This is a genomic window from Olivibacter sitiensis DSM 17696 (assembly GCF_000427965.1).
In the GTDB taxonomy this organism is placed as follows: domain Bacteria; phylum Bacteroidota; class Bacteroidia; order Sphingobacteriales; family Sphingobacteriaceae; genus Olivibacter; species Olivibacter sitiensis.
The window spans coordinates 107953-133359 of sequence record NZ_ATZA01000009.1 but is presented as its reverse complement, the minus strand read 5'-3'; the positions used below and the strand labels follow the sequence as shown (position 1 = coordinate 133359).

Below are 25407 nucleotides of genomic sequence, written 5' to 3'. Positions count from 1 at the left end.
GGATTACTGTTGCGCTTAACCTCCCGGCTGACTACCGATTTGTCCCTGCCGATGATAACGGCGATCTCCGAGATCTTCTTTCCGCTCGCTCTGTAAGCCTGGATTTCGTACCTTTGTTCCAGGGTTAAATGTGATTTTTCCATTCGCAATTCAAAAGTCGTTTTTTTCCCTTAAACATGCCAATTGGGGGTACCCCCAATTGGCATGTTTATTTCAACCTTTGTTGCATTTCTTAATTGAACTTACGGAGCCTCGTTTTCTTATGTGATTATTATTCCGCCGTAAGGTGATACTTATGTTTGTACCGCTCGAACAGCTGTTTGTGCAGATCGGTTAAATCGATATCCCTCCCTTGGATGAAGGCCCTGTCCAGTGCATTCCCCAGCATGTCCAAGGCATCGCCATCGGATATGAACAAATTGGCATCCTTGCCCACTTCCAAAGTACCTGTTTTGTCGCTTATGCCTAGTATCTTTGCTGTGTTGCCGGTAATCAGTGCCAGCGCTTTCTCCCTGTCCAGGCCATAGGCTGCCGCCGTTCCAGCCATAAAAGGCAGGTTGCGCTGCTGCCAGAAGCCTTCGATATTGTATGCCACTAAAATACCGGCATCGTCCAATAACTTGGCTTGCTTGTAGGGCAGATAGACATCTTCATCCGTGCTGGAAGGCAATGCATGTGATTGATTGATAATGACGGGAATAGCATTATCCTTCAATAGATCGACAACTAAGTGCGCTTCCCCTCCTCCGACGATAACCGGCTTAATTCCTAAGCGTTTGAAAAAAGAGACAGCCGCAATAATGTCATTGGCCTTATTAGCGTGCACATAAACCTTGCGTTCTCCGCTGAAAACTTTCTTAAATGCGCCCAACCGTGCATTGAAAGCCTCATCTTTATCAGCCTCTGCATAGCCTTTGGCTTCATATAGGAAATCATTGAGCAGGTCGATCTCCTTTTGTATCCGTTCCTTTTGGGCAGCAGGATTTTGCTGGCCACCACCAAAAAAGCCTCTGCCAAAACGTACCGTTGGCCAGTTGATATGTATTCCTTCGTCTACTTTATAGGCAGCATCTTCCCAGTTCCAGGCATCCAGCTGCACCACGGAAGACTGCCCCGGGATCAGCCCACCTTCGGGCGTCACCTGCGCCAGCAGTACGCCATTGGAGCGCAGCGTATTAATCACCTTGGAATCTGTATTGTAGGCAATAAGAGAGCGCACATGTGCATTGTTGTCTCCCACTTCCGCAAAATCCACAGTAGCCCGAACCGAACTGACCTCCACCAGGCCAAGATTGGTATTGGTAGCAATAAAGCCAGGGTACACATGTTTGCCATTGGCCTGTATTATTTCGGCTCCTGCGGGTACATTGGCACTTCCACTTCCCACATAACTTATCTTTCCATTATCGAAAACCAAGGTACCTTGTTCTATTACCTCCCCATTTCCCTTATGGATGGTAGCTCCTTGGATCACAAACGCTTTACTTTGTGGATCTGCAGGATATACGGTAGGCTGGGCACAGACGAACACCGTACTGACCGACATAGCAATCAGTAAGGCATATATTTTTTTTGTATTCATAACTTGTCTCATACTAATTTGACTTATCTACTCTACTTCCACTTCTTCCATGGTCTCGCAATGGTAGATCATGGCTGGCCTAGCTGCCGGTCTTTGCATCGCACCGCCTTTGTTCTTGGCTTCCAATGACTTTTTGATAAGCCTTGCTTTTTCATTCTGCACGACATCTTGTTTACTTGCATCCTCGTCCAGATCCCAGTACTTCACGCCGTCTACAAATGTCTTTTCGGCCTTGGCATAAATGGATAGCGGATTATCGCTCCATAGTACCACATCGGCATCTTTTCCTGCTTTTAGGCTACCTACACGATTGTCTATATGCAGCAGTTTTGCAGGATTCAAGGTAACCAATTTCAAAGCTTCTTCTTCTGGCAAACCACCGTATTTCACGATCTTTCCGGCTTCTTGGTTGAGCCTTCTGGCCATCTCCGCATCATCCGAGTTGATCGCCGTGACTACCTTTTGACTTGTCATCAAGTAGGCGTTGTAAGGTATAGCTTCTTGTACTTCCATCTTATATGCCCACCAGTCGGCAAAGGTAGCACCACCAATGCTCCTGTTGGACATCTTATCGGCCAATTTGTACCCCTCAAGAATATGGGTAAAGGTATTGATCTTGAAACCAATGCTATCGGCTACATGCATCAACATATTGATTTCCGATTGTACGTACGAGTGGCATGTGATGAAGCGTTTGTTATCCAAAATCTCGACCAGTGCATCCAAAGTAAGATCTCTTCTTACGTTGGCACCCTTTACTGCCAATTGCGACTTGTATTCCTTCGCCCTGGTAAAGGCATCGACGTACACTTGTTCCACGCCCATACGGGTTTGCGGGAAACGTACACGAGCCACGTCGCCCCAGTTGCTTTGCTTCACGTTTTCACCTAGCGCAAACTTGATGAAACCATCATTGCCACCAAACTTCAATTCTTCTGGCGACCGTCCCCAGCGAAGCTTGATCAACTGCGACTGGCCACCTATCGAATTGGCTGAGCCATGTAGCAAGTGAGAAGTTGTCACTCCCCCTGCCAGTTGACGGTAAATGTTAATGTCCTCGGAGTTGACTACGTCTGCAATTCTTACTTCTGCGGTAACTGAATGCGAACCTTCGTTAACACCACGGGTGATGGCGATGTGTGAGTGCTCATCGATAATGCCCGGCGTTACGTGCTTGCCCGTACCGTCTATCACCTTGGCGCTGCCTGCAGCTAGGTTCTTGCCTACGGCCTTGATCTTGCCGCCTGCCAACAACACATCTGCATTTTCCAATATACCCTGGCTTTCGTTTGTCCATACGGTTGCATTTTTTATAAGGACATCCTCTGCCACCGGCTTCTGCTCGTTGCCGTAGGCTACGAAAGGATAAATCAATTTACCCTCTACCGCCGTTTTCGTTGCGGCATCTCTTCTTTCTGCTTTTTTATCGCTAAGTGGTCCAGTGTAGGTGGCAGTCCACGGTGTGGACTCGCCAGTAGGCGCAACAGATTCGCCTTTGAACACTAGCGGCGCTCCTTCCACGATATAGGCACTGATACGAGTGCTGCCCTTGGCCCCTTTAGGGTTAAAGCTAAGCGACAATAGGTCTCCATTGCGATTAAACGTCACCTTGGTTTTTGTGCTGTCGCCATCCTTGCCGATGTTCACATCATAACTGCCTGGTTTTCCATCAACGGTAAATTTAACTGCTCCCATATCTGGGACCTGACTGGTATAGATTCCCCGGATGTCCAATGCCTCTATTTGGTTGGCCACAAACTTCTTCCCCTGCACCCAGTTTTCGTGAATGATGCTTCCTTCCTTGAATAGACTGTCGCTGGTGACAATAAAGTTGGCGATTTTCCCTTTCTCCAAGGTACCAAGTTGTGTAGAAACACCAAGTAGGGTTGCCGGAATTTCCGTAAGTGATTTCAAGGCCTGCTCCTTGCTCAATCCATTATCGAGGGCTAAACGCAAATTGGTCCAAAAATCGCGGGTGCTTTCCAATCCAACGGTAGATATTGCAAAAGGAATTCCAGCCTTTTCCAAGTATGCCGGGTTGGCTGGCGCCATTTCCCAGTGCTTCAGCTGTGCCAAAGAGATATTTCTTGCATCGTTGGGATCTTCCACATCATATGCCTTAGGAAAATTCAAGGGCAAGATAAGGCTTGCTCCTGTCGCTTTCACCTCGTCCAATCTTTGGTACTCGTTACCTCCGGCCTTGATGACATAGTTCTTGCCAAACTCCTTGCCAATCTTATCGGCACGGAGCAGATCGAGTACATCGTCTACCTCAAAAAACTGAGGCAAATTCTGCAAACGGCCAAATTCGGCCAAAGATATATTGTATTCCTCTTTTTGGTTCCCGTACCACTGGCTATCGTAGTATGTCTGCCTTAATAAGGCAATACTACCCATCAACGATGAGGGATAGCTCGTTCTAGCGGTTCCTTTATTGAAAGAATAATGGGCGGCAGCTTCTGGCAAAAGTACTACTTGATTTTCCCTATCGTTTGCCAGGGTCACCAAGGCGGAACTTCCTCTGGCTATGCCATCGCGAATGATCGACTGTGCAGCACCAAAGCCCAACTTCTTCAACTCCTCCCCCTTACGTTCGTCTACAGAGAACGATTTTACTGCTTGGGTTTCCGGATGAATAGCCTCATTCCAGGCAAAGGCCCCCTTTTTGGTAGATTCCAACACCTGAGGGCTCCGTCCGCCGGCTCCACGCCCGCCGCCGCCAGCTTCAGTGCCAGATTGCTGACCATAGTCGCTAAAAGCGTCAATGAAAGAGGGATAAATAAATTTCCCCTTCAGATCCCGCTCCACATAGCCCTTTGGGATGGACAAGCCCTTCCCTATAGCCTCTATTTGCTGTCCCTTGATAAGCAAGGTGGCATCTTCCAATACTTGCCCTGCCTTAACTACTACTGTAGCATGCGTCAAGGCAAACCGCTGCGGTCTGTCATCATGCGATCCATTAACAGGATAAGTCTCTTGAGCTGAAGCCCTTATCCCATACGCTAACAGCAACGCACAAAAAAGTAATGTTTTCTTCATGTTTGTTTGATTATTTGAACAAATCTAATTCTTTCATCCATTTTTCACATCAATGAACCGCGAAGTAATACGAAAGTTACCAAAACACAAGAAACGAATACGCAAAAAATCGGATATTCGCCAAAACAACCTGCAAAAACATGAAAAAAAACACTATAGCAATAAGTCTTTTGTTGATTTGCCTCCTTTATAACGGCTTTTGCTGCTTGGCACAAGACTATACGATAGAACAGGTTACCAGCTATCCTTTTCCAGCCAATTTAGTGGGTGCTCCAAAGGATCAAAAAATCGTGTGGGACTTCAATGAACAAGGACTAAGAAACGTATACGTGGCAGAGGGGCCCGCTTATGCCGCACGTAGATTGACCAATTACCAAGTGGATGACGGACAGGAAATCAGCGGAACACAGTTATCTGATAATGGCCAGTGGATTGTATATGTGAGGGGAGGAGAGCATGGAGGATACATCTATGATGGACCACTAAATCCCACGTCGGATATAATCGAAAAGACTATACAGATCTATGCCATTCCTTTCGTCGGAGGGGAACCCATATTCTTGGCGGAAGGTGATCGCCCAACTATCTCGCCAAATAGCGATTCGGTTGTTTATACTAAAGGGGGAAAGCCTTATATCGTGCCGGTTGACGGGAGCGCAAAGCCCAGGCTCCTCTTTTCCGATAGAGGAAATGTGGGCAGCATTGCCTGGTCGCCAGATGGAGAGCGTATTGCTTTTGTTAGCAGTAGAAAAAGTCATGCCTTTATTGGCCTATACACCTTCGGTCAGCAAGAACTTCGTTGGATAGACCCTGCCTTTCATCGCGATGCCAATCCTGTCTGGTCGCCAGATGGCACTCAACTGGCATTCGTACGCACCCCCGGTTCCGGCGGTAAGCCCGACTCCATTTTGGCCAAGAAAATCGTCCCTTGGGAAATTCGCACTGCTTCTGCTAGTACCGGTGAGGGCAAGACCGTGTGGCGGTCGCCCAAAACACCGGAGGGATCCATGTCCTTGGCCCAGCGATCGTCGTCTCTTTTTTGGGCGGCCGACAATCGAATTGTATTTCTATCCTACAAGGACAAGTGGCCGCACCTTTACGCCTTAAACCTGAAAGACGGTAAAGAACAATGCCTTACTCCCGGCAATTTCTCTGTAGAACAGCCGCAGATAAATGCCAATGGAACAATGCTGACCTTTAACGTCAATACTGGCAAGGATTCCTTAGATGTAGATAGACGCCATATTGCTTGCGTGTCTGTGGAAAAAGCCGATATGCAGGTGCTCACCGAAGGAAATGGAATAGAAGGTTATCCAACTTTCATTGATGGAGGCGAAAAGATCGCTTTCTTTAGTGCTACAGCCCAGCGTCCGTTTATCCCCGCTATCATTCCCAGCAATGGCTCCGGCAGTCCAAAACTCGTAGCTGAACAACATATCCCTAAGGATTTCCCCACTAGTCAGCTGATTGTTCCGAAACCTGTTGTTTTCTTTTCGCCTGATGGATTCGTCGTTCACGGACAGCTTTTTGATAAGGAAGGCGATAATGAGAAAAAGCCAGCCATTGTTTTTGTACATGGCGGACCGCAACGGCAGATGTTTCTTGGCTGGAACTATATGGATTATTACGCCAACAATTACGCAATCAACCAATACCTGGCAAGTCAGGGTTTTGTGGTATTGTCGGTTAATTATCGGTTGGGTACGGGCTACGGCTACGACTTTCATTTTCCGGACAAAGCGGGCAGCTACGGTGCTTCTGAATACATAGACATCTTAACTGCCGGTAAATGGCTACAGGAACTCCCTCAGGTCGACCCAGCCCGCATAGGCATATATGGGGGCTCTTATGGTGGTTTTCTCACCGCGCTGGCTTTGGGCAAAAACTCGGGTTTATTTAAGGTGGGCGTGGATATTCATGGCGTTCATGAGTTTAAACGCGATATCCCAAATCCGGAGGAGCCCGAAACAGCGCCTGATGCCCGAGAGGCCAAGCAGCTGGTGTATCAATCCTCGCCTATTGCTTATGTAGATACCTGGCAATCGCCTGTACTTTTGATCCACAGCGACGACGATCGTAATGTGCTTTTTGACCAGACTGTTGATCTCATCAGGCGCTTCGAGCAACGAGGCTTTAAGGACTACGAGTATATATCCATACCGAATGACAGCCATCATTGGCTATTATATAAGAACATCACTAGGATTAATAAAGCCACCGTGGATTTTCTGGTCAAGAAGCTGAAGCCATAAGACATTGGCTTCAGCTTGGTCTTTTATAACCTCAGTAGGTCTACACAGTTCTTGGACTTTTCGGCCAGGCGCTCCTTTAGCTGCTCTGGGTTGGCCTTGGCACTTATAGTTTCCACTACCTGATTGATAGTCTGTAAAGTTTTGTTATCCTCCGGATCACAGGCATAGCTCTTCTCCAGGTACGGAAGCGCTTTCAATAGCATGGCCTGGTATTCTTCCATGAGCTTTTGCTTTTCCGCCGCTGGTGGGTTGGCCTTGATCTTTGCGGCTATGCCGTTACTCTCGGTGAGGTAGTGGTAGCCCAGTGCCCGATGGGGCACATAGTAGTCCGGCACGTCTTGAACGACCTTGAGGTAAAGTGGCACAGCCTTGTCCATTTGCCCATTGTTCTCATAGGCATAGGCCAGATAATAACGAAAATAGGTCTGCCACTTGGCCTCCAGTTTGTCGCTCATGGGAAGTAGTTGCTCGCCCACACCAATGATGAGATTCTTATCTCCCTCCACCCTAGCTCTTTCAAAATCCCAGAAAAGGTCTTCTGCCTGCTCGGCGGTTTGGGCGTGAGTGCCAAACACCGAGCATAAAAATAAAATGGCAATGGCAAATAGCTGCTTCATACGTGTTCATCTTTCTCAATAAAAGCCAATTTAAGAATTTACCTTGATTTTTGCCAATCAAATAGGATTCACCCTATCCAGATAGTCATGCCTCATTTTATTCACCCAAACAATCTATAGGTGATATAGCTAATAAGTCCAAGGTATCTCCAAGTTGCCTCCAAGGTAAATCCAACTTCTATCCAAGTCTGATATGGATTTATTATTGAAAGAATACTCGGTTATCTTGGTATTAACCCAATTCTTTCCTATGGAATCTTCATACCTCATTTAAGTATTGCGTTGTAAGTCAATAAGCTCTAATTCTTCTGGTCGCCAAAGCGACTAGGAAGCTTAAAACTTAAAACGTATCACTTATAACTCATTTCATTCCCGCGCGCTTTTTCAGTTCGGCTATGGGCAGGTTAATGATCTTCCCTACTTGTTTTCCGTGCCTGTAACTGACCACCTTCAGGTTGGAGGCTTCCTGGGGCACGCTCAAAGGCATATAGTATTGTGGGTAAAAATTGTCCGGAAAGGTTTCATCGAAGCTGTAATAGATATCCAAGCTCTCAATCTCCTTCTCCAAGACCACTTCCAGTGTGCCATTTGGCACTTTCCTGGCTTTCACGATGGGATCGTACATACTGAGGGCATACTTGATCTTGGCGTGATCGAAACGTTCAAAGTGATGCTCCACCTTGTCGACAAAGCTATTCCAATCCTTGCGTTCCTGTGGCGACCATACACTTTCTGCCACGGCAAAGGCCCGCGGCCACAACATATATTCGGCTGCACGCATGTGGGGGATTTGCTCTGTCCAAAGATTGCATTGCCCGCCCAGGATGAGCGAAGGGTCTATCCCCTCTGGGACGGGATCGAAGCTATAGGTTTTTCTGAGCCTTAACATAGAATAGGTAGGCGGCTCGGCAAGGGGATCGCCCTGATAGAGATCCACATAGACAAAATCGCTGGGCGACATCACCACCTTGTGTCCCATACGGGCCGCTTCGACCCCTCCTTTCATACCACGCCAACTCATCACGCTGGCGCCTTCTGCCAGGCCACCTTCCAGTATTTCGTCCCAACCCATGGTTTGCTTCCCTTTGGACCGCAAGATGGAATCTACCCGTTTCACGAAATAGCTTTGCAGGGCATCCATGTCCTTCATCCCTTCTTGAGCCATCAAGGCCTTGCAGGCCTCACTTTTCTCCCAGAAGCCCTTATAGCATTCATCTCCTCCCATATGGATATAAGGGAAAGGGAAGAGCTCCGCTACTTCGGTAAACACCTTGTCGAGCACGTCGTACACCAAGGGATTGGCTGGGCAAAGCGTATTGTCTATCGTGCCGTAGAAGCCCCCTTTTTCCCAAATCATAAAGCTGCCATCCACAGCAACTTGATAATCTCCCGGCGTACAGCTTAACCCTGGATAGGACGCAACAGCAGCCATGCTGTGGCCCGGCACGTCAATCTCGGGCAATATAGACACATAACGCTCAGCGGCATATTGCACCAGCTCCCTAATGTCGTCCTGGGTGTAAAACCCACCATAGCTTTTTGGTTCCTCGGCAGTAGGCTTGGAAAAGGTGCCCCACTTGCCCTCTCTTTGTCCTCTCCAAGCCCCCACTTCGGTGAGCTTAGGCAAACTTTTGATCTCAATGCGCCACCCCTGGTCGTCGGTCAGATGCAAGTGCAGCATGTTGAATTTATACTTGACCATATTGTCGATAAACTGCTTCACCTCCTCTTTCGTGAAGAAATGGCGTGCCACATCCAGCATCATGCCCCGCCAGGCAAAACGCGGATAATCCACAATATCCACCAGTGGCAATCTCCACTGGCCCAATAGCATGCCTGCGCTATGTTCTACTTCTGGGGGCAGCAGCTGTACTAAGGTTTGCAAGCCGTAGAATATGCCCTTGGCCGTATTGGCCTTTACGGCAATGCCTTCATGGTTTACCAATAGCCGATAACCTTCTTCTCCCAGCTCATCCTCCACCTTGTGGTTGATGATTAAGCGAATACTTTCTTCTTCTTTAGCAGTATCGGTATCACTTACACGATAGAGGTATCCCGTGGGTCGGGCAATCCGCTCTCCAAACATAGTAGCAATCCTAGAAACGGCGCTGTCTCCACTCTCGTTTACAAAATACAGCGTGGTAGGCAATTCATAGTATCCTTCCTGCTGTTTGTAAGATACAGGCTCCGGAATTAAACGAACCTTTTCCTGCCCCAAAAGAAATAAAGGGGAAAAGAATATGTAAAAGGCAAATAAATGTTTCATATTCATCTTATAACAATTTAAAAAATCATGTCCAAGCATTTTTCAGGAAACGCAAGCAGTTGCCGTGCATAATAGCTTTGATATCGGCGGCACTGTACCCCCTAGCTTGCAACATATCTGGTAATTTCTGTAAATCGGCAATAGTTTCCAAATCATCGGGGCACTGCTCTTTTCCAAACGCCCCGTCCAGATCGGTACCGATAGTCACAAAAGAAGCACTTCCAGCAAGCTGGCATATATGATCTAAATGGTCCAACATGGTAGCCAAGCTACAACTTGTTCCTTTAGGAGTAGATACTCCACGAATCCAATTGGGAACCATCATCCAGGCATCCAACGCCAGCCCGATCACCGCGCCACGTTCTATCAGGGCCTTGATCATCTCATCGGAAAATTGCCGATTGTGATCTACCAGTGCACGGCAATTGTTATGGCTCGCCCAAATTGGGCCGTTGAACAGTTCCAGTGCCTCCCAGAAAGCATCATCACAAAGATGTGTGGCATCCAATATGATATTAAGATCTTCCATTTTACGCAGCAGCTCCCTACCCATGGCATGGAGCCCGCCCGTTGCATCCGTACCATTGGCATATCTTCCCGATCCGTAGTGTGCAGGACCTATGGCCCGCAATCCGTAGGCGTATGCCTTGTCGAGATAATCCAGATCGACCAGGGAATCGGCTCCTTCCAAACTAAGGATATAGCCTATGGGCTTATCTTCGTTGGGGCTTCCATCAGTCCACCATGCCACATGGCTTTCCAGCGACTCCCAATCCTTGATCATGACCATCTCCCCACATGCCTCCATCGCCTTGTACCACTGCAGCTGCCCTTGGGTTTGTGCCCAGGCTTGCTGGGGAGAATGCCAGCCAGAGCCCGGCAACGCCATATTATCCTGCACTACGCGTGCCAATTGAGTAGCTACTACCAGGCCTACATTCCCCTTTCTCAGCTCGGGAAAAGATACCGTGCCTTTTGCCCTATCGGGCTTGTCGGTCATCGTTTTTTCTCTTTCTCGAAGGATCGCAATGGGCTGCCGCAAATCGCGGTTCCATTCCATGGCATTCATCGCCAAATCCAAATGTGTATCTATGATAAACATCCCTTTAATTTAGTTAGATCGTTCATTTCTGCCTTGCTATGGCCCACTGTTCTACTACTCGACCATGCCTTACCACATTGGCCACTTCATAGAGCGCCACCGTGGGACAGATATGCACGGGTACGCCATACAGCACCTCCCCAATATGATAGTCTCTGGCATCCTCAACCGATAGCACCAAGTGTTCCTCGCTCTGGCCTATGGGCTTTGCCTCTGGTGCATTCAGAAAATGTACACGGGGCAGTGGCGTTTCCGCAGCAATGGATTTATGCCCCAAGTCCGTACAAATGGTATGCTCGTCTACAATGGATATGACGCGCGTGGCCACCAAGGCGGCAAAATCAAATTCCTGCTCTGGCAAGATATGTTCATAACCCCAATCCCAAAACACGAATGTCCCCGGACTTGCTTCTACTTGCGCCCTCGCATTGTGAATGGGGAAAGTGGGCGTGCCACCGGCCACTAACCGCAAAGATACTTGATGCTGGTTATTTATCTGGGACCAAATTTCTTCCACGATGTCAAAGGCCTTATCGCTGGCCGTTTTTCTCTTCTCGATATCGGCATCGTGCAAATGCCCATCGTATAGGTGTAATCCGATGATGCTTAACTCTTTGAAGGTAATGATATCGGCATAAAATCCCGCCAAGTCGGAAGGCGATACGCCCGTCCTGTTCATCCCCACATTCACATCTATCCAAACATCCAATGTAATGCCCTGTTTCGCCGCCGCAACGGCCAGTTGCCGAGCCCCCTCCACACTGTCTACCAAACTGGCATACTTCGTGTCGGGATAGCGCTTTATCAAGTCGATGTACCGCTCCACCTTTGGCCCACATAGCGGATAAGCCAAAAGAACATCTGCCGCTCCTATGCTTCCCAACATTCCTGCCTCTACGATGGTAGCGCATTTGAACTTATCAATGCTTTCGTCCATCATCATTTTGCATACTTCGGCCATTTTGTTGGTCTTCACATGGGGACGTAGCCATGCCTTGCCCTTCGCTCTGGCCACCTGTCTACGGATATTGCCCAGCACCCTCTCTTCATAGACCAGCAAGGAGGGAGTATCTATCTTGTCAATATTGTCTACCGGATACCAGAGTTGTGTCCTCACATTCATAGCAATTCAAACAAAGCCTCTATTTCTACGGGAATATTGTCGGGCAAGGTGCCCATGCCTACGGCACTACGGACGCCAATGCCATTCTCTTCGCCCCAGACAGCTGCAAAAAGCTCACTACAACCGTTGATCACGTAAGGATGCCTATCGAAATCGTCCGTCCCATTCACCATACCCAGTATTTTAATTACCCTTTTCACCTTGTCCAAGCTGCCAATGGTAGCCTTAATAGTCGAGAGCATGGTTAGCCCAACCTGCCTTGCAGCCAGTTTACCCTCATCCAGGTCGAGGTCCTTACCTACCCTCCCAATGATGAGGGAGGCATCGTCCTGCACGGGGCCATGCCCCGATAGATACAGGTACTTCCCGTCTATCAATGCCGGCTTATATACACCCAAGGGTTTGGGCGCAGGTGGCAAGGTCAAGTTTAAAGCTGCGAAATTCTCTTCTGCATTCGTCATGGCATTTTTATTTTATGTTGCTATATAATACTATCCAATAAAAAGACGATCAAGAGCCCCGACAGGCCTAGCAGCGTTTCCATCACCGTCCATGTCTTAAACGTGTCCTTGATACTTAGGTTAAAATATTCCTTGTACAACCAAAAGCCCGCATCGTTCACATGCGAGAACATGAGACTGCCGGCGCCTATGGACAAAACCATCAAATTGGGATTGACCGAATGACCGGCAATCAACGGAAGCACGATGCCCGAGGCCGTGAGACCAGCCACGGTAGCAGAACCGATGCACAACCTGATCAGAGCAGCAATGATGAAGCCCAGCAGCAAGGGGTGCATCTCCCATCGGGAAAGCCCAGCTGCTATGTCATTGCCCAGGCCACTGTCCATAAGCACCTGTTTAAGTCCTCCAGAAGCGCCTATTACGAGCAAAATCATGGCTATATCCTGCACAGCACTGGCTACATGCTCCATGAGCTTGGACATCACCATTCCGTTCAGCAGCCCCAGGAACAATATGCTATACAGCAGTGCAATGGTCATAGCGATCACTGGCTCGCCCACTATAGACAACAGCTGGTTCAGCCAAATGAGGTCTACCTGCCAGACCTGAGCTACCGTGCGAAGGCTTATCAGCACCACCGGAAGGAAAGAAGCAATCAAACTATTGGCAAGCGAAGGCATCTTTGCGTCGGAAACCGACTGGTTAGCAAAGGTCTGCAAGGGTATTTGGATATAATTCTTTAGTGTGGAGGAGAAAAGATATCCCGCCAGAAATACGGAGGGGATGACCACGCCAAAACCCAACAGCAACACCATGCCAAGATCGGCCCCCAATTGTTCCGTAAGCGCCACTGGCGACGGGTGTGGAGGCAGAAAGCCGTGCATGGCAGAAAGTACCGAAAGCATGGGCAAAGCGAGCCATACGGCTGGGAGCCTGTTCTGCACGGACAAGCTGATGGCCAAAGGAGCCAGTAGCACAAAGCCAATACCGTAATACAAAGGTATGCCTACTAAGAACCCGGTCAGTAGGAGTGCCAATTGCAAATGCCTGACGCCGAATACTTGTATCAAGCCCTCTGAAATGCGCCTTGCGGCGCCAGTCTCCACCAAAATCTTGCCTTGCATGGCACCGAAGCAAATGATAATGAGCAGGGATCCCAACAAGTCACCAATTCCCTTCTGAAGTGACTGTACCATTGCCGTGATTTCCATTCCGCTCAAAATGCCCATGAGGATCGCAATAAGTACAAATGCCAAGAAGGCGTTCAGCCTTGCTATGGATATAAGCAAGATAAGGGCTACTAGACAAATGGCTACGACGAAAAATGACATCTATATCAGGCTCATGAAAGAACAAATCTAATATGATTTCTCAAAAGCAAAAATAAACTTTACAAAAATCTATAAACAAATTTAAAAACTTTATAAAAATAACCGATTAAATACGCTCTCAATAAAAATTAATTTTAACAACATTATAACTTGCCCTCATAAAAATTTCTCTTATTTTTACAAAAAAGAATCCCAAAACAACCATGCTCAAGGAAGAACGTCAGGCTTACATTATCAAGCAACTCAATCTGCACAACAAAGTGCTTTCGTCAGATCTCAGCATTGAACTGAATGTTTCTGAAGACACTATTCGCCGCGACCTGAATGAACTCGCAGACAATGGCAAATTACTAAAGGTTTACGGAGGAGCTCTTTCTAAATCCTTTCACTATACGTATGAGCATCAGGAAATCTATGCCAAGGAAGGCAAAAAGACCATAGCAGAAAAGGCCTTAAGCCTCATCAATGACGGCATGACCATCCTTACTGGCGGAGGCACCACCTTGCAGGAGCTGGCCCGTATTATACCTGAAGGTCTACAGTGTACATTTTTTACCATCAGTCCTATCATGGCTATGGAACTTGCCGAGCGCACCAACGCGGAGGTCATTCTCCTGGGGGGACAGATAAAAAGGCAAACCAATGTTTGCATTGGCTCTCAGGTCATCAACCAGCTTTCCGAGCTGAAAGTAGATCTTTGTTTACTAGGCACCAACAGCCTTTCGGTAGAAGAGGGCGTAACAGACTCCGATTGGGAAGTAGTACAAATCAAGAAAGCGATGATTCGTTGCTCCCAAAAAGTAGCCATATTAAGTATCACCGAAAAACTAAACTCAGTACAGAAAATGAAAGTGTGTGGCTTGAACAACATCCATTACCTCATCACTGATAGTACATCAGCTAACCCTATATTACAGGGTTTTGCCCGAGTTGTAAAAGTCCTTTAATCTCGGATAAGATGAAGCAACGCTATTATTCCCTTGACGTTTTTAGAGGTGCAACAGTAGCCCTGATGATATTGGTCAACAATCCAGGCAGTTGGTCGCATATCTTCGCCCCTTTGGCACATGCTCAGTGGCATGGTGCTACCCCCACCGATATGGTCTTTCCCTTTTTTCTCTTCGCCGTTGGCAATGCCATGGCTTTCGTAATACCTAGGTTGCAACAGGCAGGCGCTACGTCTTTCTACAAAAAAGTAATCAAAAGAACCTTGCTTATTTTTCTAATAGGATTATTACTCAATTGGTTTCCTTTTTTGAATTGGCAAGGCGATGAGTTGGTGTTCAAGCCCTGGGTAGATCCCAACAATCCAACAAGCGGGATTCGGATACTAGGTGTTTTTCAACGTATTGCCATCGCCTATTTCTTTGCCTCGCTCATGGCCTACTATTTCAAGCCCAAATCTGTTTTTTTCCTAAGTCTATTGATACTAATGGGCTACTGGGCGCTATGCGCTTTCCTTGGAGGTGCTGACCCATACACTTTGCAAGGATGGTTTGGAACAGCGATTGACCTGAAGGTGTTGGGCGTAGCCCATATGTACAAAGGGGAGGGGGTACCTTTTGACCCGGAAGGAATCGCAAGCACCTTGCCTTCTATTGTGCAAGTGGCTTTTGGTTACTTGGTGGGCCATGCCATCACAACGAGCAAAAATAACCTGACTTCAACAGATCCAAAAGGTCATATCTATCGTCTTTTGAGCACTTTAATGGTTGTTGGCTTTATTGCCATGCTCATAGGCTTATTCTGGGATCTTGGATTTCCAATCAACAAAAAGATTTGGAGCAGTTCTTATGTGGTATATACGACTAGCCTAGCCATCATGAGCTTAGGTTGCCTCATATGGTACATCGAAGTAAAAGACCATAGAGGTGGCTGGACACGCTTTTTTGATGTATTTGGAAAGAATCCGCTATTCATCTTTGTCATTAGCGCGATTATCCCCAAGACCATGTGGCTTATTAGAATAGAAAATGGTATTGGCGAAAATGGGGATATACGCTATACCAACCCCCTATCTTGGTTCTATACAGAAGTATGTGCCAAGGTTCCAGCCCCCCCGGAAGTTGGCTCCTTGCTGTATGCCATTTGTTTCTTATGCCTTTTGTGGTCTATTTGCTATTGGTTGGATAGGAAAAAGATTTACATCAAGGTGTAAGGTAATGAGTATAAGGCCGTAAGGAGCACAGCTGATAGTCGATTCTGACGGCTGCATCGAGCCTACCACAAAAAAGCGACAGCAAACTCCTTGAGCTTGCCGTCGCTTCCTTAAAACAATCCTAAAACTAGGATATCGTATGCTGTAGAGGTCTTTCAACTTGCCCCATCTTACCTCTGTAGCTTGTGAGCAACAACAGGAGGAAAGTAATTCCACCATTTGCCACTATCAATTCAAATCCCATGACATAGCCCAAGGAATGTTCCAACCAGTAAGCCAGGCCAAAACACAAAATCGGGGAGAGCACACATATATAAGGCACCCACTTATCCCTTACAGCTTGCTTTGTCAGTATTCCAAAGCTAAATAACCCCAATAGAGGGCCATAGGTATAGCCAGCAGCGACAAAGATAGCAATTACCACGGAATCATCATTGATGACACGGAAAACCAATATGACAAGGGTCATTAATACCGAGAAAGCCACGTGTACCTTATTCCTGGTCTTGATTAAAGATTTATCATTCGGATCGGCTTTCTTGTTGAAACTCAAAAAATCAACGCAAAATGAAGTAGTGAGCGCAGTAAGTGCAGAATCGGTCGTAGCAAAGGTAGCTGCAGTGAGCCCCATCATAAAGATAATGCCAGGAACTACGGTCAAATAATTCAGGGCAATTTCGGGATATAGGTTATCTGGCGTACCTAAACTTTTGACATCTATATGATATCTTTCGGCATAGATATATAGCAGTGCACCAACGGAAAGGAAAAACAGGTTGATGACAACAAAGATAGAGGTAAAGGTCATCATGTTCTTTTGCGCTTCGCCTATCGTCTTCATACTTAAATTCTTCTGCATCAGGTCTTGGTCCAGACCCGTCATGGCAACCGTCACAAAAATCCCTCCTATAAATTGTTTCCAGAAATTGGCTTTACTCCCCAGGAAGTCCTCCCAGAAAAATATCTTGGAATAACTACTTTCCTTCACCGCATCGATGGTCTGTATGAGGTTTAGGTTCAATCCGTCGGCGATAAAGTAAATGGAGAGTACCACGGAGAGTAGCAAGAAGAAAGTCTGCATTAGGTCTGTAATGATGATCGTCTTCAAGCCTCCCTTATGCGTATAGGTCCAGATAAGGACGAGGCATATGATGATGGTGAGGGCAAAAGGGACATTCCATGCATCAAATATGAACCGCTGCAGTACGATAGCCACCAAGTAGAGTCGGAAGGCCGAACTAATGGTTCGCGATATCAGAAAGATCATGGCTCCTGACTTATAGCTATAATGCCCTAAACGTTGTTCCAAATACGTATATATGGAAACCAACTGGAGCCTGTAATAAAGCGGCAACAATACGTAAGCTATGAGGACGAAGCCAACTGCATTGCCCAGTACAAATTGAAAATAGCCAAAGCCACCGTTGCCTACGGCTCCCGGAACAGATATGAAGGTCACGCCAGACAAGGCCGTACCGATCATGCCAAAGGCCACCACATACCATTTGGAATTGCGATTGGCAATGAAAAAAGTGGCATTGTCCGACGATTTTCTAGAAGTGGCATATGCCACTCCTATCAATAGACCGAAATAGGCCAACAAAAAACAAAATAAAACAATTGGGGACATGGTTTAGGATTATTTTAAGGATACAATCAATTTATTTCTCCAATGCTTTCACCTGCTCTATCGTCTTGCGTACGCTGCCATATTCTTCCAGCAGCGACTTGGCCAAAGGCTCATCTACTCCCGTTTCCTGCATCACGATGCGTAGCCCGCGCTCGAACAGCTTGTGGTTGGTCAACTGCATGTCAACCATCTTGTTCCCCTTCACACGACCTAGCCGGATCATAACCGCCGTACTCAGCATATTCAACACCAACTTTTGGGCAGTGCCTGCCTTCATCCGCGTAGAACCCGTCACGAACTCCGGGCCTGGCACAACCTCTACCGGATACTCGGCCACCGCAGCTATGGGGGTGTCGTAATTGCACACGATGCAACCGGTGGCTATCCCTGCCGCGTTGGCAGCCTCCAGACCACCTATTACATAAGGCGTCGTGCCAGAGGCGGCAATACCTACCACGATATCGTTTTCATCTATACCGTATACCTGCAAGTCTTGCCAGGCTTGTTCCATATCATCCTCGGCAAACTCCACTGCCTTTCTGATCGCTATGTCACCACCTGCTATGATGCCCACGATCCAGTCATACGGAACCCCGAAGGTCGGAGGGCACTCCGATGCATCCAATACACCAAGACGTCCGCTGGTGCCGGCACCTATATAAAACATCCTGCCCCCCCTACGCATTCTGTCCGTCGCCACCTTTACCAGCGCCTCTATCTGCGGGATAGCTGCTGCGACCGCTAAGGGCACACTCTGATCCTCCCTGTTCATATTGGTCAACAGCTCGCCAACCGACATCTTGTCTAAATCACTGTAGTTGGAATCTCTCTCCGTCGTGTTAATCATGATTTACTTAAAAAAACAATGTTGCAAGATATGCATTTTTATACGTTAATATAAACAAAAACCGCTAAAAAACGCAAAATTTAATTTATCAATTCGTCCATTCTTCTAAAGACATATCCTTTTTCTGTCAGCTTTTTGATCAGACGAGGTAATTCTTCATAAAATCCTTTTTGTCTCCTAGGATCAGCCCCAAGGTGAATAAGCAGGAAAAAGCCATTCAACCCGCCGTTGCTATTTTCTTCGTATTTCATTATCGAACGCCAAATGGTCTCATTATCGCGGTATCTATTTCCCATCTCAGGATAGGTATAGTCGGCCGTGCTCAGCGTACCCACCGAAAAATTCACTAATTTAAGCCCCTGTTCCTTCGTCCAATCCACAATTTTCTTATTGTACCATTCGTAAGGGGGTAAAAATAATAAAGCTTTTGATTTATCAATACCAAATTTTCCTAATTTGAGATAGGCTGCTTGCAAATCGTTATAAAATTGCTTCTTGTCCACCAATAATTTATTTCTATCTTCCCAATCGCAATAAAGCAAATGTTGATCAGAATGCACTCCAACGTAATGTTTCGCATTCACTAAGCTCTGAACGAATTCCTCATTATCTTTATTATCCAAAAATCTGCCTGTCAGAAAAAAGGAGGCCTTGACATCCTTGTCGTCCAATACGTTTTCTATAATACGCGCGCCACCACCAAATTCATCCGCTGTAAACACCAATGCCAGTTCTTTTTTTGTAGTATCTCCTCGCACAATGGCCCCATAAGGGTCTAAGACTACTTTTTTACAGGAGTCTCCCCCCTTGACTCCCCTTCTTTACTTGCCAATAAATAAACCAGCGATGCTGTTCCATCCATAGTGGGCTCATTGGTACTATAATCGCCATAATCATCGTGATAGACAGCAAGATTCGACTGAAAAGGCGCGTATTCATCTGGTTTCACCAATTGGATACCGATAAGGCTATTGAATATACTACCATATACAGGTCCGTCTACTAGACCACCGTCAATGGGGAAGTTCCCCAAATGCGTAAATGCAGAATGAGGATCTGTGGGCGTGTCGCCATCTGCTGGCAAGCCATATACCATACCGGTTCCCCAAGGGTTGCAGCCAAACAACCAATCAAAATTAGCTTGCTCCAATTCGGAATAGGCTTCATCGCTCGACAAATTCCTGTACCACAAACACTGCATGGCAAATGAAACCGTGAGGTTATTGCTGCACCAAATGAAGGGCACTCCCCTATAGAAGGCATTCTTACTTGCCCTGTCCCACACCTTTTCTATACCTTCTTTGTAATAAGAAATAATTTCTTCCCTTTCGTTTCCTCTCAGCTGCTTGGCCAGTTCATAGTGCCCAATATTGATGAAGGGATACCACTGATAATGGGCTGCCGTATCCGTTTCGAGCCAGGGTGTTATCTTCTCCTGCCGGGCGAAGTGCAGCGCTTCGTCTGCAAACTGCTTCTGTCCCGTGACAAGCCAATTGGTAGCCGCGGCCAATTCCATATCATCCATCCAATTATCTTCTGCATAGATATAAGGTGATTTTACGGAGACCGTCTGTGTCGCTCCTGGCATCAATTTAGCAAAGGCATATGCGCTGATAGCTTTGCTACGCAAGTGATCGGCGTATTCTTTATCTATGGTCTCGAACAAAGCACTTCCCAAATTGAATGCACTGGTAAACTTGGCGGCGGTAGAGCTTGTCCCAGTGGTATTGTTCACGAACTTTCCCCTTTGTTGTGGTTTGCCATCGATAAAATAGACCGGACGCTCATACCCCCGACCATACAGCGAGTCCTCGCTGGGCATCCGCATACCTGCATGGTCCCTATCGTCGGCTATTTGGTTGAACAGAAGATGGGGTTCGGGATGCATCTTCAGCAACCAATCCAATCCCCATTTTGCCTCATCCAACACATCGGCCCTACCGTTTCCACCGTCTAAACCATTGGCTTGTTTGTCATCGCCAAAAACTTCGGGGAAATCGCGATATGCGGCCAACAAGTGGTAAGTGGCATTGGCCGAAGTAGTCGAATACTGCAGATAATCGGATGCGTCATGCCAACCACCTCCGACGTCTATCTTCGTACTATCGGGAAGACCGGCCTGCGCGGCATACAAGGTAAAGCCGTCATGTGTATGGCAACTATCTTTCAGGTAGGGATTGAACAAGGTGCGCTGCTGCCTCAAATAGCGCAAGGCAAAATCGGCGGCACCCTTGTACACATCCGAGGCAATTCTGAATGCCTGTGAACGGCTTTTACCTACGCGGATGTAAAAGGTACCCGTATCTGTAAACTGGGAGAAACGAAGCCGATAGCTTTCTTGGAATGGCCCGTAGGCTCCGAACGCCTCTCCGGCATCGCCGTTAAACACCGTCTTATTGCTTCTCGCGTCTACCAGCTCAAATTCACCTATTTTTTGCGAGGACTTCATGCCCAGTACCACAACTTTAATTCCCTTTGGCGTATAGCCCAATTGATTGATGCGAATATAAGCCTCCTGCTTGTTTTTGGGCAAGCTCGAACAAGCTTGCCCTATAAGCACTGCAACTACGAATATAGCCAAAACACCTCTATGAACTCTCATCATCTGCATACAGTTAAATCTCCGGATCTGCAGGTGTATTGGGATTGTTTAGCCTTTCCTGATCGGGATAAGGATAAAAATTACGATTGCGCTCTTCGGTACTAGTCGGTGGCCCCGGCCTTCCAAAACGACGGCTATCCTCCACTTTTTGTCCCGTCAAATAGAGCTCTGCACAGCGTTGACGATACACCTCCAGCAACAAGGCTTCTTGCGTTATATCTCCACTGTAAGGGGGCAATCCGGCATATACGCCAAAAACATCTCCCGAAGTTTGGGTACGTACTTCATTTATTAGGGCCAGCGCCTCGGTTATCTCTCCGTTATTCCGCAATATTGCTTCCGCTTTGATCAGTTTCATTTCATCGGGCAGAAAGACCGGAATAGAGCTCATTTGCTCGGTAAAAAAGCCGTTTATACTTTTTATGACATCGCCGTCAACCACTACGTCTTCACCCCCCATATAGAAAGACAAACGCTGATCATCTTCGTAGAACAGCCCCGCAGGCAAACCAAAACCGGCCCTTGGCTTATAGTAATTCTGTGTGACCAGGTAATCCCAGATAGGATTGATGCTTTGCGTATTATATTCAAATTCACTCCTCCCGGACAGGTTTACTTGATTGGCCCTATCCAGGGCGGCCTGGTAATTGCCCGCCATGAGATTATATCGCGCACTGTAGGCATAAAGCACGTTTTGCAAATCGAACGAACTGCCGGCCACCAATGTGGTAAAAGCACCGGAAGGAGGAGTGGCGGCAACGGACGAGATGGCTTCATCCAGCAGACGTACAGCTTCTTCAAGTACCTGCTGCCTCGGCACAAAAGTGACATTCTCGGTCGTACTGGTAGCCAAATTAGCCTGCTCAAAGGCTGTAGCCAAGCCCCCAAGTGCCATGGCCTTGAACAGCTTGGCATGGGCTACGATCCCGCTCAATAGAGCTGGGTCGATACCCGAAATCTGAGGGGCATATTCGACGATATCTTCGCTCATGCTCATAATGCGCTGCATGCGCAGCCACAGATTCAAAATGCTCGAATTATTGTTAGGAATGGCGCTTCCCCCGGCCCCTAGTTCCAGCACATTGGTAAAAGTAGCGATGCCTTTTGTCTCCCGGCCTGTCACTCCTTGGTACAGATACAGTGCTTCAATGCCCGAGGTAGCGTAAAACTGCCTTACGCCTATGCTAAGTGCTACAATACCCTCCTGCGTGCTCAATACTTCGGCGTCTGTGGGATTGTTCGGATTTACTGTATCCATTTCGCACCCTGAAAACAGGGCAGAACATATCAAAATAGCGAGCCAAAAAATAGATTTTACAAACCTTTTCATATCTTTCAAATTTATCCTTAATAATTATGTCCTTTCAACAAAAGACATTAAAATGTCATGTTAACACCCAGCACAAAGGTTCTCGGTATGGGCACTTCCACAAAATCGAAGCCCCGCACTCCATTGCTTTGGCCTGCAGCATTGATCTCCGGATCATAACCGCTGTAGTCATCTATCGAGAACAGGTTCCTGCCTGCCAGGCTAAGCCGCATATTGCCCGTTCCCAAGAACTTAGGCCGTAGGGTATAAGAGACGGAAACTTCCCTCAACTTCACATAAGAACCATCCTCGATCCAGTTCTCGAATATGCTCCACAGCGCAGCGGAAGTCCCTTTGGGCACCTCACCCCTCAGTTCGGCCTCATATCCTTCCAGACCACCGTACAGGTTACGTTCTCCCACTCTTCTGGTAAAGTTGAAAACATCGCCTCCGTAAGAAGCATCCAGTTGCGCACGAAATGAAAGATTCTTGCCAACATTAAACTCATTGATCAAGGAGGCTATCCAAGCCGGATTGGGATCTCCGATTACCTTACTCAGGTTACCGCCCGTTGGCTGTCCATCGGCATTTCTTCCCGCCTGTTCGGTTTGCGGTAAACCAGCTGCATTCAACAAAAGAGATCCGTCTTCATTCCTGGCAAAATAAGTGGAATAAAAAGTACCAAGTGGATAGCCGTTCACTGCAGCCACTTGCCCAAACCCGCCTGAAAAGGCCAACATACCACCGGGAATATCGTTCACTTCGTTTTTATTCTTGGAAAAAGTAGCCGTAGCATTCCACGTGAAATTCTCCTTCTGAACGGGGGCACCTCGCAAGAGCAACTCAAATCCCTTATTGGTCATCGTGCCTATATTCTGAAGTTGACTGCCATAGCCGGATGTAGGCGGTAAATTAACCGAGAATAACAAATCTTTCACATCCTTGTTATAGTAGGTAAACTCGAGTCCCAAACGATCGTTGAAAAAGCCTATGTCCGTACCAAATTCCATCTCCGTCTGTCTTTCCGGCTTAATGCCCAAATTGCCCAATAAGCTGGGGGACACAACACCCGGCTGTCCAGAAAAGGAAACCGGATCGTAATTGCTTAACCTGGCATAAGCACCGATAGCGCTCATATTTCCCGCTTGCCCATAAGAAGCCCTCACCTTGAAATTGGACACGACATTTAGGACACTTCCGTTTTGCCAAAAAGCCTCATCAGATAACGAATAACTGACACTTGCCTTGGGGTAGAACTGCGCCCTATCTTCCGATCCAAACACGGATGATTCATCATACCGTAAAGCGCCTGTCACGAACAGTTTGTCCCTGATGCCGAAGGTCTGCTGCACAAAGGCACCAAAAATATTGATGTCACTCCGGTTCTCCGAAGCCACGATGGTGGCGCCATTATCTATCGTCTGCCCGATTAGACCAAGTTGGGTGGCTGTAAGGTTGGTAGAATAAATCTTTTCGACTTGATAAGTAGCCCCAAGCCCTGTTGAAGATTTTAGCCAGCCATTTACCTGCTTTTCATAGGCAATGTTCAGATCATTGTTAAGCAGATAAGTGGTCTGGTCTGCCCTTCTGGAATAGCCGCCATCATAAGTGGGGGTGGTATTGCCCACGGGGATGTAGCCCGTGCCAATCTGTGTGGCATTATCATAGCCCAAGACATAGTTTATGGAAAGCCCTTCTACCGGGGTTGCCTGAATATTGAAATTGCCTATAAAGCGGCCGGTCCTTTGGCCAAAGTCGAAACGGTTGATAGCCTCCAATGGATTAGTCCTTCTCACTACCGATGAAGGTGCCGTGGAGGGATATATCTCTGTCACGGGATCGGGATATGGGTTGACAAAGTTATTGCTGAATATAAAACCCGTCAAAGCGCCATAAGCTTCTTCCATCCCCCCATTGGGGATTTCCGCACTGGTGCTTAAGACATAGTTTGCCCCTATGCCGACTTTGATCTTATTTCCCAAATTTTGATCGATGCGTAGCCTCACGCCGCCACGTTTAAAATTTGTCTGATCTATGATCCCCTGATTGCCCATATAGCTCCCGCTGAAATAGTATTGGGTCTGCGCCGTTCCCCCAGCGACGGAGACGTTACTTTCGGTACCAAGGCCTGTTCGGAAAATATCGCTCTGAAAATCGTACCGTTCGACCGCCGTTTGGCTTAGGTCGTCGGCCGCGGTATTGTCAAAAATATATGGATAAGTATTGTATGGGAGTGTTTTCCTGACGGTATTGGTCCTCAGTTGGGTAGAAAACGTAATGACTGGCTTTCCTTCCTTTCCTTTCTTGGTGAAAATCTGTACTACCCCATTGCTTGCCCTGGATCCGTAGATGGCGGCAGCGGCGGCGCCCTTTATGATCTCTATGCGTTCTACATCATTTGGATTGATATCTACCAACCTGTTTTGGGCATACCCCCCCAGATCCAATAGCTCAGTAGAATTGTTGTTGATAATGACACCATCAACGATATATAGCGGATCTCCGGATCCTACTACGGTACTGGTACCTCTCAACCTCACGCTGATACCTCCGGCAGGGTTTCCCGAATTCTGGGTAATCTGCGCTCCGGATATTTTCCCGCTCAAAGCCTGGTCAATGGATGTTGCTGCACTGTTCTCAAAATCACGCGCATTGACCGAAGAAATGGCATTCCCCAATTCCCGTTTGCTGGTTGCAACAGCCGTGCCCGTTACTACCACTTCGTCCATACGGGAGACGTCTTCCCGCAAAAGGATCTCCCTATTGATCGTCGCTTCGCTGCCTAGCTGGACTTTATCGACATAAGCCGCATACCCAATGAGGGCGTATCTGATGGTATAGCTTGCCGGCACCAAGCTTACGTTTAGCTCAAACTCCCCCCGGACATTGGTGACCGTGCCGATAACGGTATTGTCGATTTTTACCGACACTCCGGACAAAGGAGTTTGATCTAATCTATCCTTGACGATTCCTTTTATTACATACCTCGTCTGTCCTAATACTTGCCCTGCATACACCCAACTGCAAAAAAGGATGACGCAAACAAAACAAACCTGTTTGAATTTGAAAGATATAACCATAGTGT

Annotated in this window: 19 protein-coding genes; 3 read left to right on the top strand and 16 right to left on the bottom strand. The window is 47.3% G+C overall.

Annotated features, from left to right (window positions below):
• The 3 genes from A37S_RS26595 to A37S_RS0107055 form a co-directional block, all read right to left on the bottom strand.
• Positions 1-143 (bottom strand): helix-turn-helix domain-containing protein (locus A37S_RS26595; RefSeq protein ID WP_084163788.1); only part of this gene is annotated, 143 nt, incomplete at its 3' end.
• A gap of 128 nt (positions 144-271) precedes the next feature.
• Complete coding sequence (locus A37S_RS0107060) at positions 272-1582, bottom strand: amidohydrolase family protein (protein ID WP_036601632.1); 1311 nt, start codon at positions 1580-1582, stop codon at positions 272-274.
• Positions 1583-1609: 27 nt separating this feature from the next.
• Positions 1610-4621 carry an amidohydrolase family protein gene (locus tag A37S_RS0107055; protein WP_028296382.1) on the bottom strand — a complete coding sequence of 1004 codons (3012 nt, stop codon included), beginning with the start codon at positions 4619-4621 and terminating at the stop codon, positions 1610-1612.
• 140 nt (positions 4622-4761) lie between these two features.
• Between A37S_RS0107055 and A37S_RS0107050 the strand changes: the two genes are divergently transcribed.
• Entirely contained in the window at positions 4762-6873 is a 2112-nt protein-coding gene (locus A37S_RS0107050) for a S9 family peptidase (RefSeq protein ID WP_028296381.1), read from the top strand.
• Between the two features lie 23 nt (positions 6874-6896).
• Here A37S_RS0107050 and A37S_RS0107045 read toward each other — a convergent pair whose 3' ends face one another.
• The 7 genes from A37S_RS0107045 to A37S_RS0107015 all read right to left on the bottom strand — a co-directional run bounded on the left by A37S_RS0107045 (position 6897) and on the right by A37S_RS0107015 (position 13776).
• A complete protein-coding gene (locus A37S_RS0107045; RefSeq protein WP_028296380.1) occupies positions 6897-7490 on the bottom strand; it encodes a hypothetical protein in 594 nt (197 codons plus the stop codon).
• 129 nt (positions 7491-7619) lie between these two features.
• Positions 7620-7760, bottom strand: a complete 141-nt coding sequence (locus A37S_RS27445) for a hypothetical protein (RefSeq protein ID WP_169719452.1) — start codon at positions 7758-7760, stop codon at positions 7620-7622.
• A gap of 91 nt (positions 7761-7851) precedes the next feature.
• Positions 7852-9756: a beta-N-acetylhexosaminidase gene (locus A37S_RS0107035; protein ID WP_157278484.1), complete on the bottom strand. Its 1905-nt coding sequence runs from the start codon at positions 9754-9756 to the stop codon at positions 7852-7854.
• A 25-nt stretch (positions 9757-9781) separates the two neighbouring features.
• Positions 9782-10858: a dipeptidase gene (locus tag A37S_RS0107030; RefSeq protein WP_028296378.1), complete on the bottom strand. Its 1077-nt coding sequence runs from the start codon at positions 10856-10858 to the stop codon at positions 9782-9784.
• A 22-nt stretch (positions 10859-10880) separates the two neighbouring features.
• Positions 10881-11981: a D-TA family PLP-dependent enzyme gene (locus A37S_RS0107025; protein ID WP_028296377.1), complete on the bottom strand. Its 1101-nt coding sequence runs from the start codon at positions 11979-11981 to the stop codon at positions 10881-10883.
• A complete protein-coding gene (locus tag A37S_RS0107020; RefSeq protein ID WP_028296376.1) occupies positions 11978-12442 on the bottom strand; it encodes a RidA family protein in 465 nt (154 codons plus the stop codon). Before A37S_RS0107020 ends, A37S_RS0107025 begins: the two co-directional genes overlap by 4 nt.
• 20 nt (positions 12443-12462) lie before the next feature.
• The gene (locus A37S_RS0107015) at positions 12463-13776 is read right to left on the bottom strand and encodes a gluconate:H+ symporter (protein WP_028296375.1); all 1314 of its coding nucleotides are present in this window, start codon (positions 13774-13776) and stop codon (positions 12463-12465) included.
• A gap of 203 nt (positions 13777-13979) precedes the next feature.
• Between A37S_RS0107015 and A37S_RS0107010 the strand changes: the two genes are divergently transcribed.
• Positions 13980-14723 (top strand): DeoR/GlpR family DNA-binding transcription regulator, encoded by a 744-nt coding sequence (locus A37S_RS0107010; RefSeq protein ID WP_028296374.1) that lies wholly within the window; start codon positions 13980-13982, stop codon positions 14721-14723.
• Positions 14724-14734: 11 nt separating this feature from the next.
• Complete coding sequence (locus A37S_RS0107005; RefSeq protein ID WP_028296373.1) at positions 14735-15934, top strand: acyltransferase family protein; 1200 nt, start codon at positions 14735-14737, stop codon at positions 15932-15934.
• Between the two features lie 127 nt (positions 15935-16061).
• On the opposite strand, the gene A37S_RS0107000 is transcribed toward A37S_RS0107005, so the two are convergent.
• From A37S_RS0107000 to A37S_RS0106975, 6 genes are all read right to left on the bottom strand, one after another.
• Complete coding sequence (locus A37S_RS0107000) at positions 16062-17564, bottom strand: sodium:solute symporter (protein WP_028296372.1); 1503 nt, start codon at positions 17562-17564, stop codon at positions 16062-16064.
• A gap of 31 nt (positions 17565-17595) precedes the next feature.
• Positions 17596-18411 (bottom strand): N-acetylmuramic acid 6-phosphate etherase, encoded by an 816-nt coding sequence (gene murQ, locus A37S_RS0106995; protein WP_028296371.1) that lies wholly within the window; start codon positions 18409-18411, stop codon positions 17596-17598.
• 80 nt (positions 18412-18491) lie between these two features.
• Positions 18492-19133, bottom strand: a complete 642-nt coding sequence (locus A37S_RS27965; RefSeq protein WP_245586335.1) for a polysaccharide deacetylase family protein — start codon at positions 19131-19133, stop codon at positions 18492-18494.
• 59 nt (positions 19134-19192) lie between these two features.
• Complete coding sequence (locus A37S_RS0106985; protein WP_245586334.1) at positions 19193-21016, bottom strand: glycoside hydrolase family 9 protein; 1824 nt, start codon at positions 21014-21016, stop codon at positions 19193-19195.
• 10 nt (positions 21017-21026) lie between these two features.
• A complete protein-coding gene (locus A37S_RS0106980; RefSeq protein ID WP_036601654.1) occupies positions 21027-22343 on the bottom strand; it encodes a RagB/SusD family nutrient uptake outer membrane protein in 1317 nt (438 codons plus the stop codon).
• A 47-nt stretch (positions 22344-22390) separates the two neighbouring features.
• Complete coding sequence (locus tag A37S_RS0106975) at positions 22391-25402, bottom strand: SusC/RagA family TonB-linked outer membrane protein (RefSeq protein WP_028296368.1); 3012 nt, start codon at positions 25400-25402, stop codon at positions 22391-22393.
• Positions 25403-25407 lie beyond the last annotated feature (5 nt).

What these genes read in the sequence shown, in the direction of transcription:
- A37S_RS0107050 (WP_028296381.1), top strand. Translation starts at nt 4,762, where the DNA reads ATGAAAAAAAACACTATAGCAATAAGTCTTTTGTTGATTTGCCTCCTT.
- A37S_RS0107015 (WP_028296375.1), bottom strand. Translation starts at nt 13,776, where the DNA reads ATGTCATTTTTCGTCGTAGCCATTTGTCTAGTAGCCCTTATCTTGCTT.
- A37S_RS0107030 (WP_028296378.1), bottom strand. Translation starts at nt 10,858, where the DNA reads ATGTTTATCATAGATACACATTTGGATTTGGCGATGAATGCCATGGAA.
- A37S_RS0107060 (WP_036601632.1), bottom strand. Translation starts at nt 1,582, where the DNA reads ATGAATACAAAAAAAATATATGCCTTACTGATTGCTATGTCGGTCAGT.
- A37S_RS0106975 (WP_028296368.1), bottom strand. Translation starts at nt 25,402, where the DNA reads ATGGTTATATCTTTCAAATTCAAACAGGTTTGTTTTGTTTGCGTCATC.
- A37S_RS0107010 (WP_028296374.1), top strand. Translation starts at nt 13,980, where the DNA reads ATGCTCAAGGAAGAACGTCAGGCTTACATTATCAAGCAACTCAATCTG.
- A37S_RS0107000 (WP_028296372.1), bottom strand. Translation starts at nt 17,564, where the DNA reads ATGTCCCCAATTGTTTTATTTTGTTTTTTGTTGGCCTATTTCGGTCTA.
- A37S_RS0107020 (WP_028296376.1), bottom strand. Translation starts at nt 12,442, where the DNA reads ATGACGAATGCAGAAGAGAATTTCGCAGCTTTAAACTTGACCTTGCCA.
- A37S_RS0107025 (WP_028296377.1), bottom strand. Translation starts at nt 11,981, where the DNA reads ATGAATGTGAGGACACAACTCTGGTATCCGGTAGACAATATTGACAAG.
- A37S_RS0107045 (WP_028296380.1), bottom strand. Translation starts at nt 7,490, where the DNA reads ATGAAGCAGCTATTTGCCATTGCCATTTTATTTTTATGCTCGGTGTTT.
- A37S_RS0106980 (WP_036601654.1), bottom strand. Translation starts at nt 22,343, where the DNA reads ATGAAAAGGTTTGTAAAATCTATTTTTTGGCTCGCTATTTTGATATGT.
- A37S_RS27445 (WP_169719452.1), bottom strand. Translation starts at nt 7,760, where the DNA reads ATGAGGTATGAAGATTCCATAGGAAAGAATTGGGTTAATACCAAGATA.
- A37S_RS0106985 (WP_245586334.1), bottom strand. Translation starts at nt 21,016, where the DNA reads ATGATGAGAGTTCATAGAGGTGTTTTGGCTATATTCGTAGTTGCAGTG.
- murQ (WP_028296371.1), bottom strand. Translation starts at nt 18,411, where the DNA reads ATGATTAACACGACGGAGAGAGATTCCAACTACAGTGATTTAGACAAG.
- A37S_RS0107055 (WP_028296382.1), bottom strand. Translation starts at nt 4,621, where the DNA reads ATGAAGAAAACATTACTTTTTTGTGCGTTGCTGTTAGCGTATGGGATA.
- A37S_RS0107035 (WP_157278484.1), bottom strand. Translation starts at nt 9,756, where the DNA reads ATGAAACATTTATTTGCCTTTTACATATTCTTTTCCCCTTTATTTCTT.
- A37S_RS0107005 (WP_028296373.1), top strand. Translation starts at nt 14,735, where the DNA reads ATGAAGCAACGCTATTATTCCCTTGACGTTTTTAGAGGTGCAACAGTA.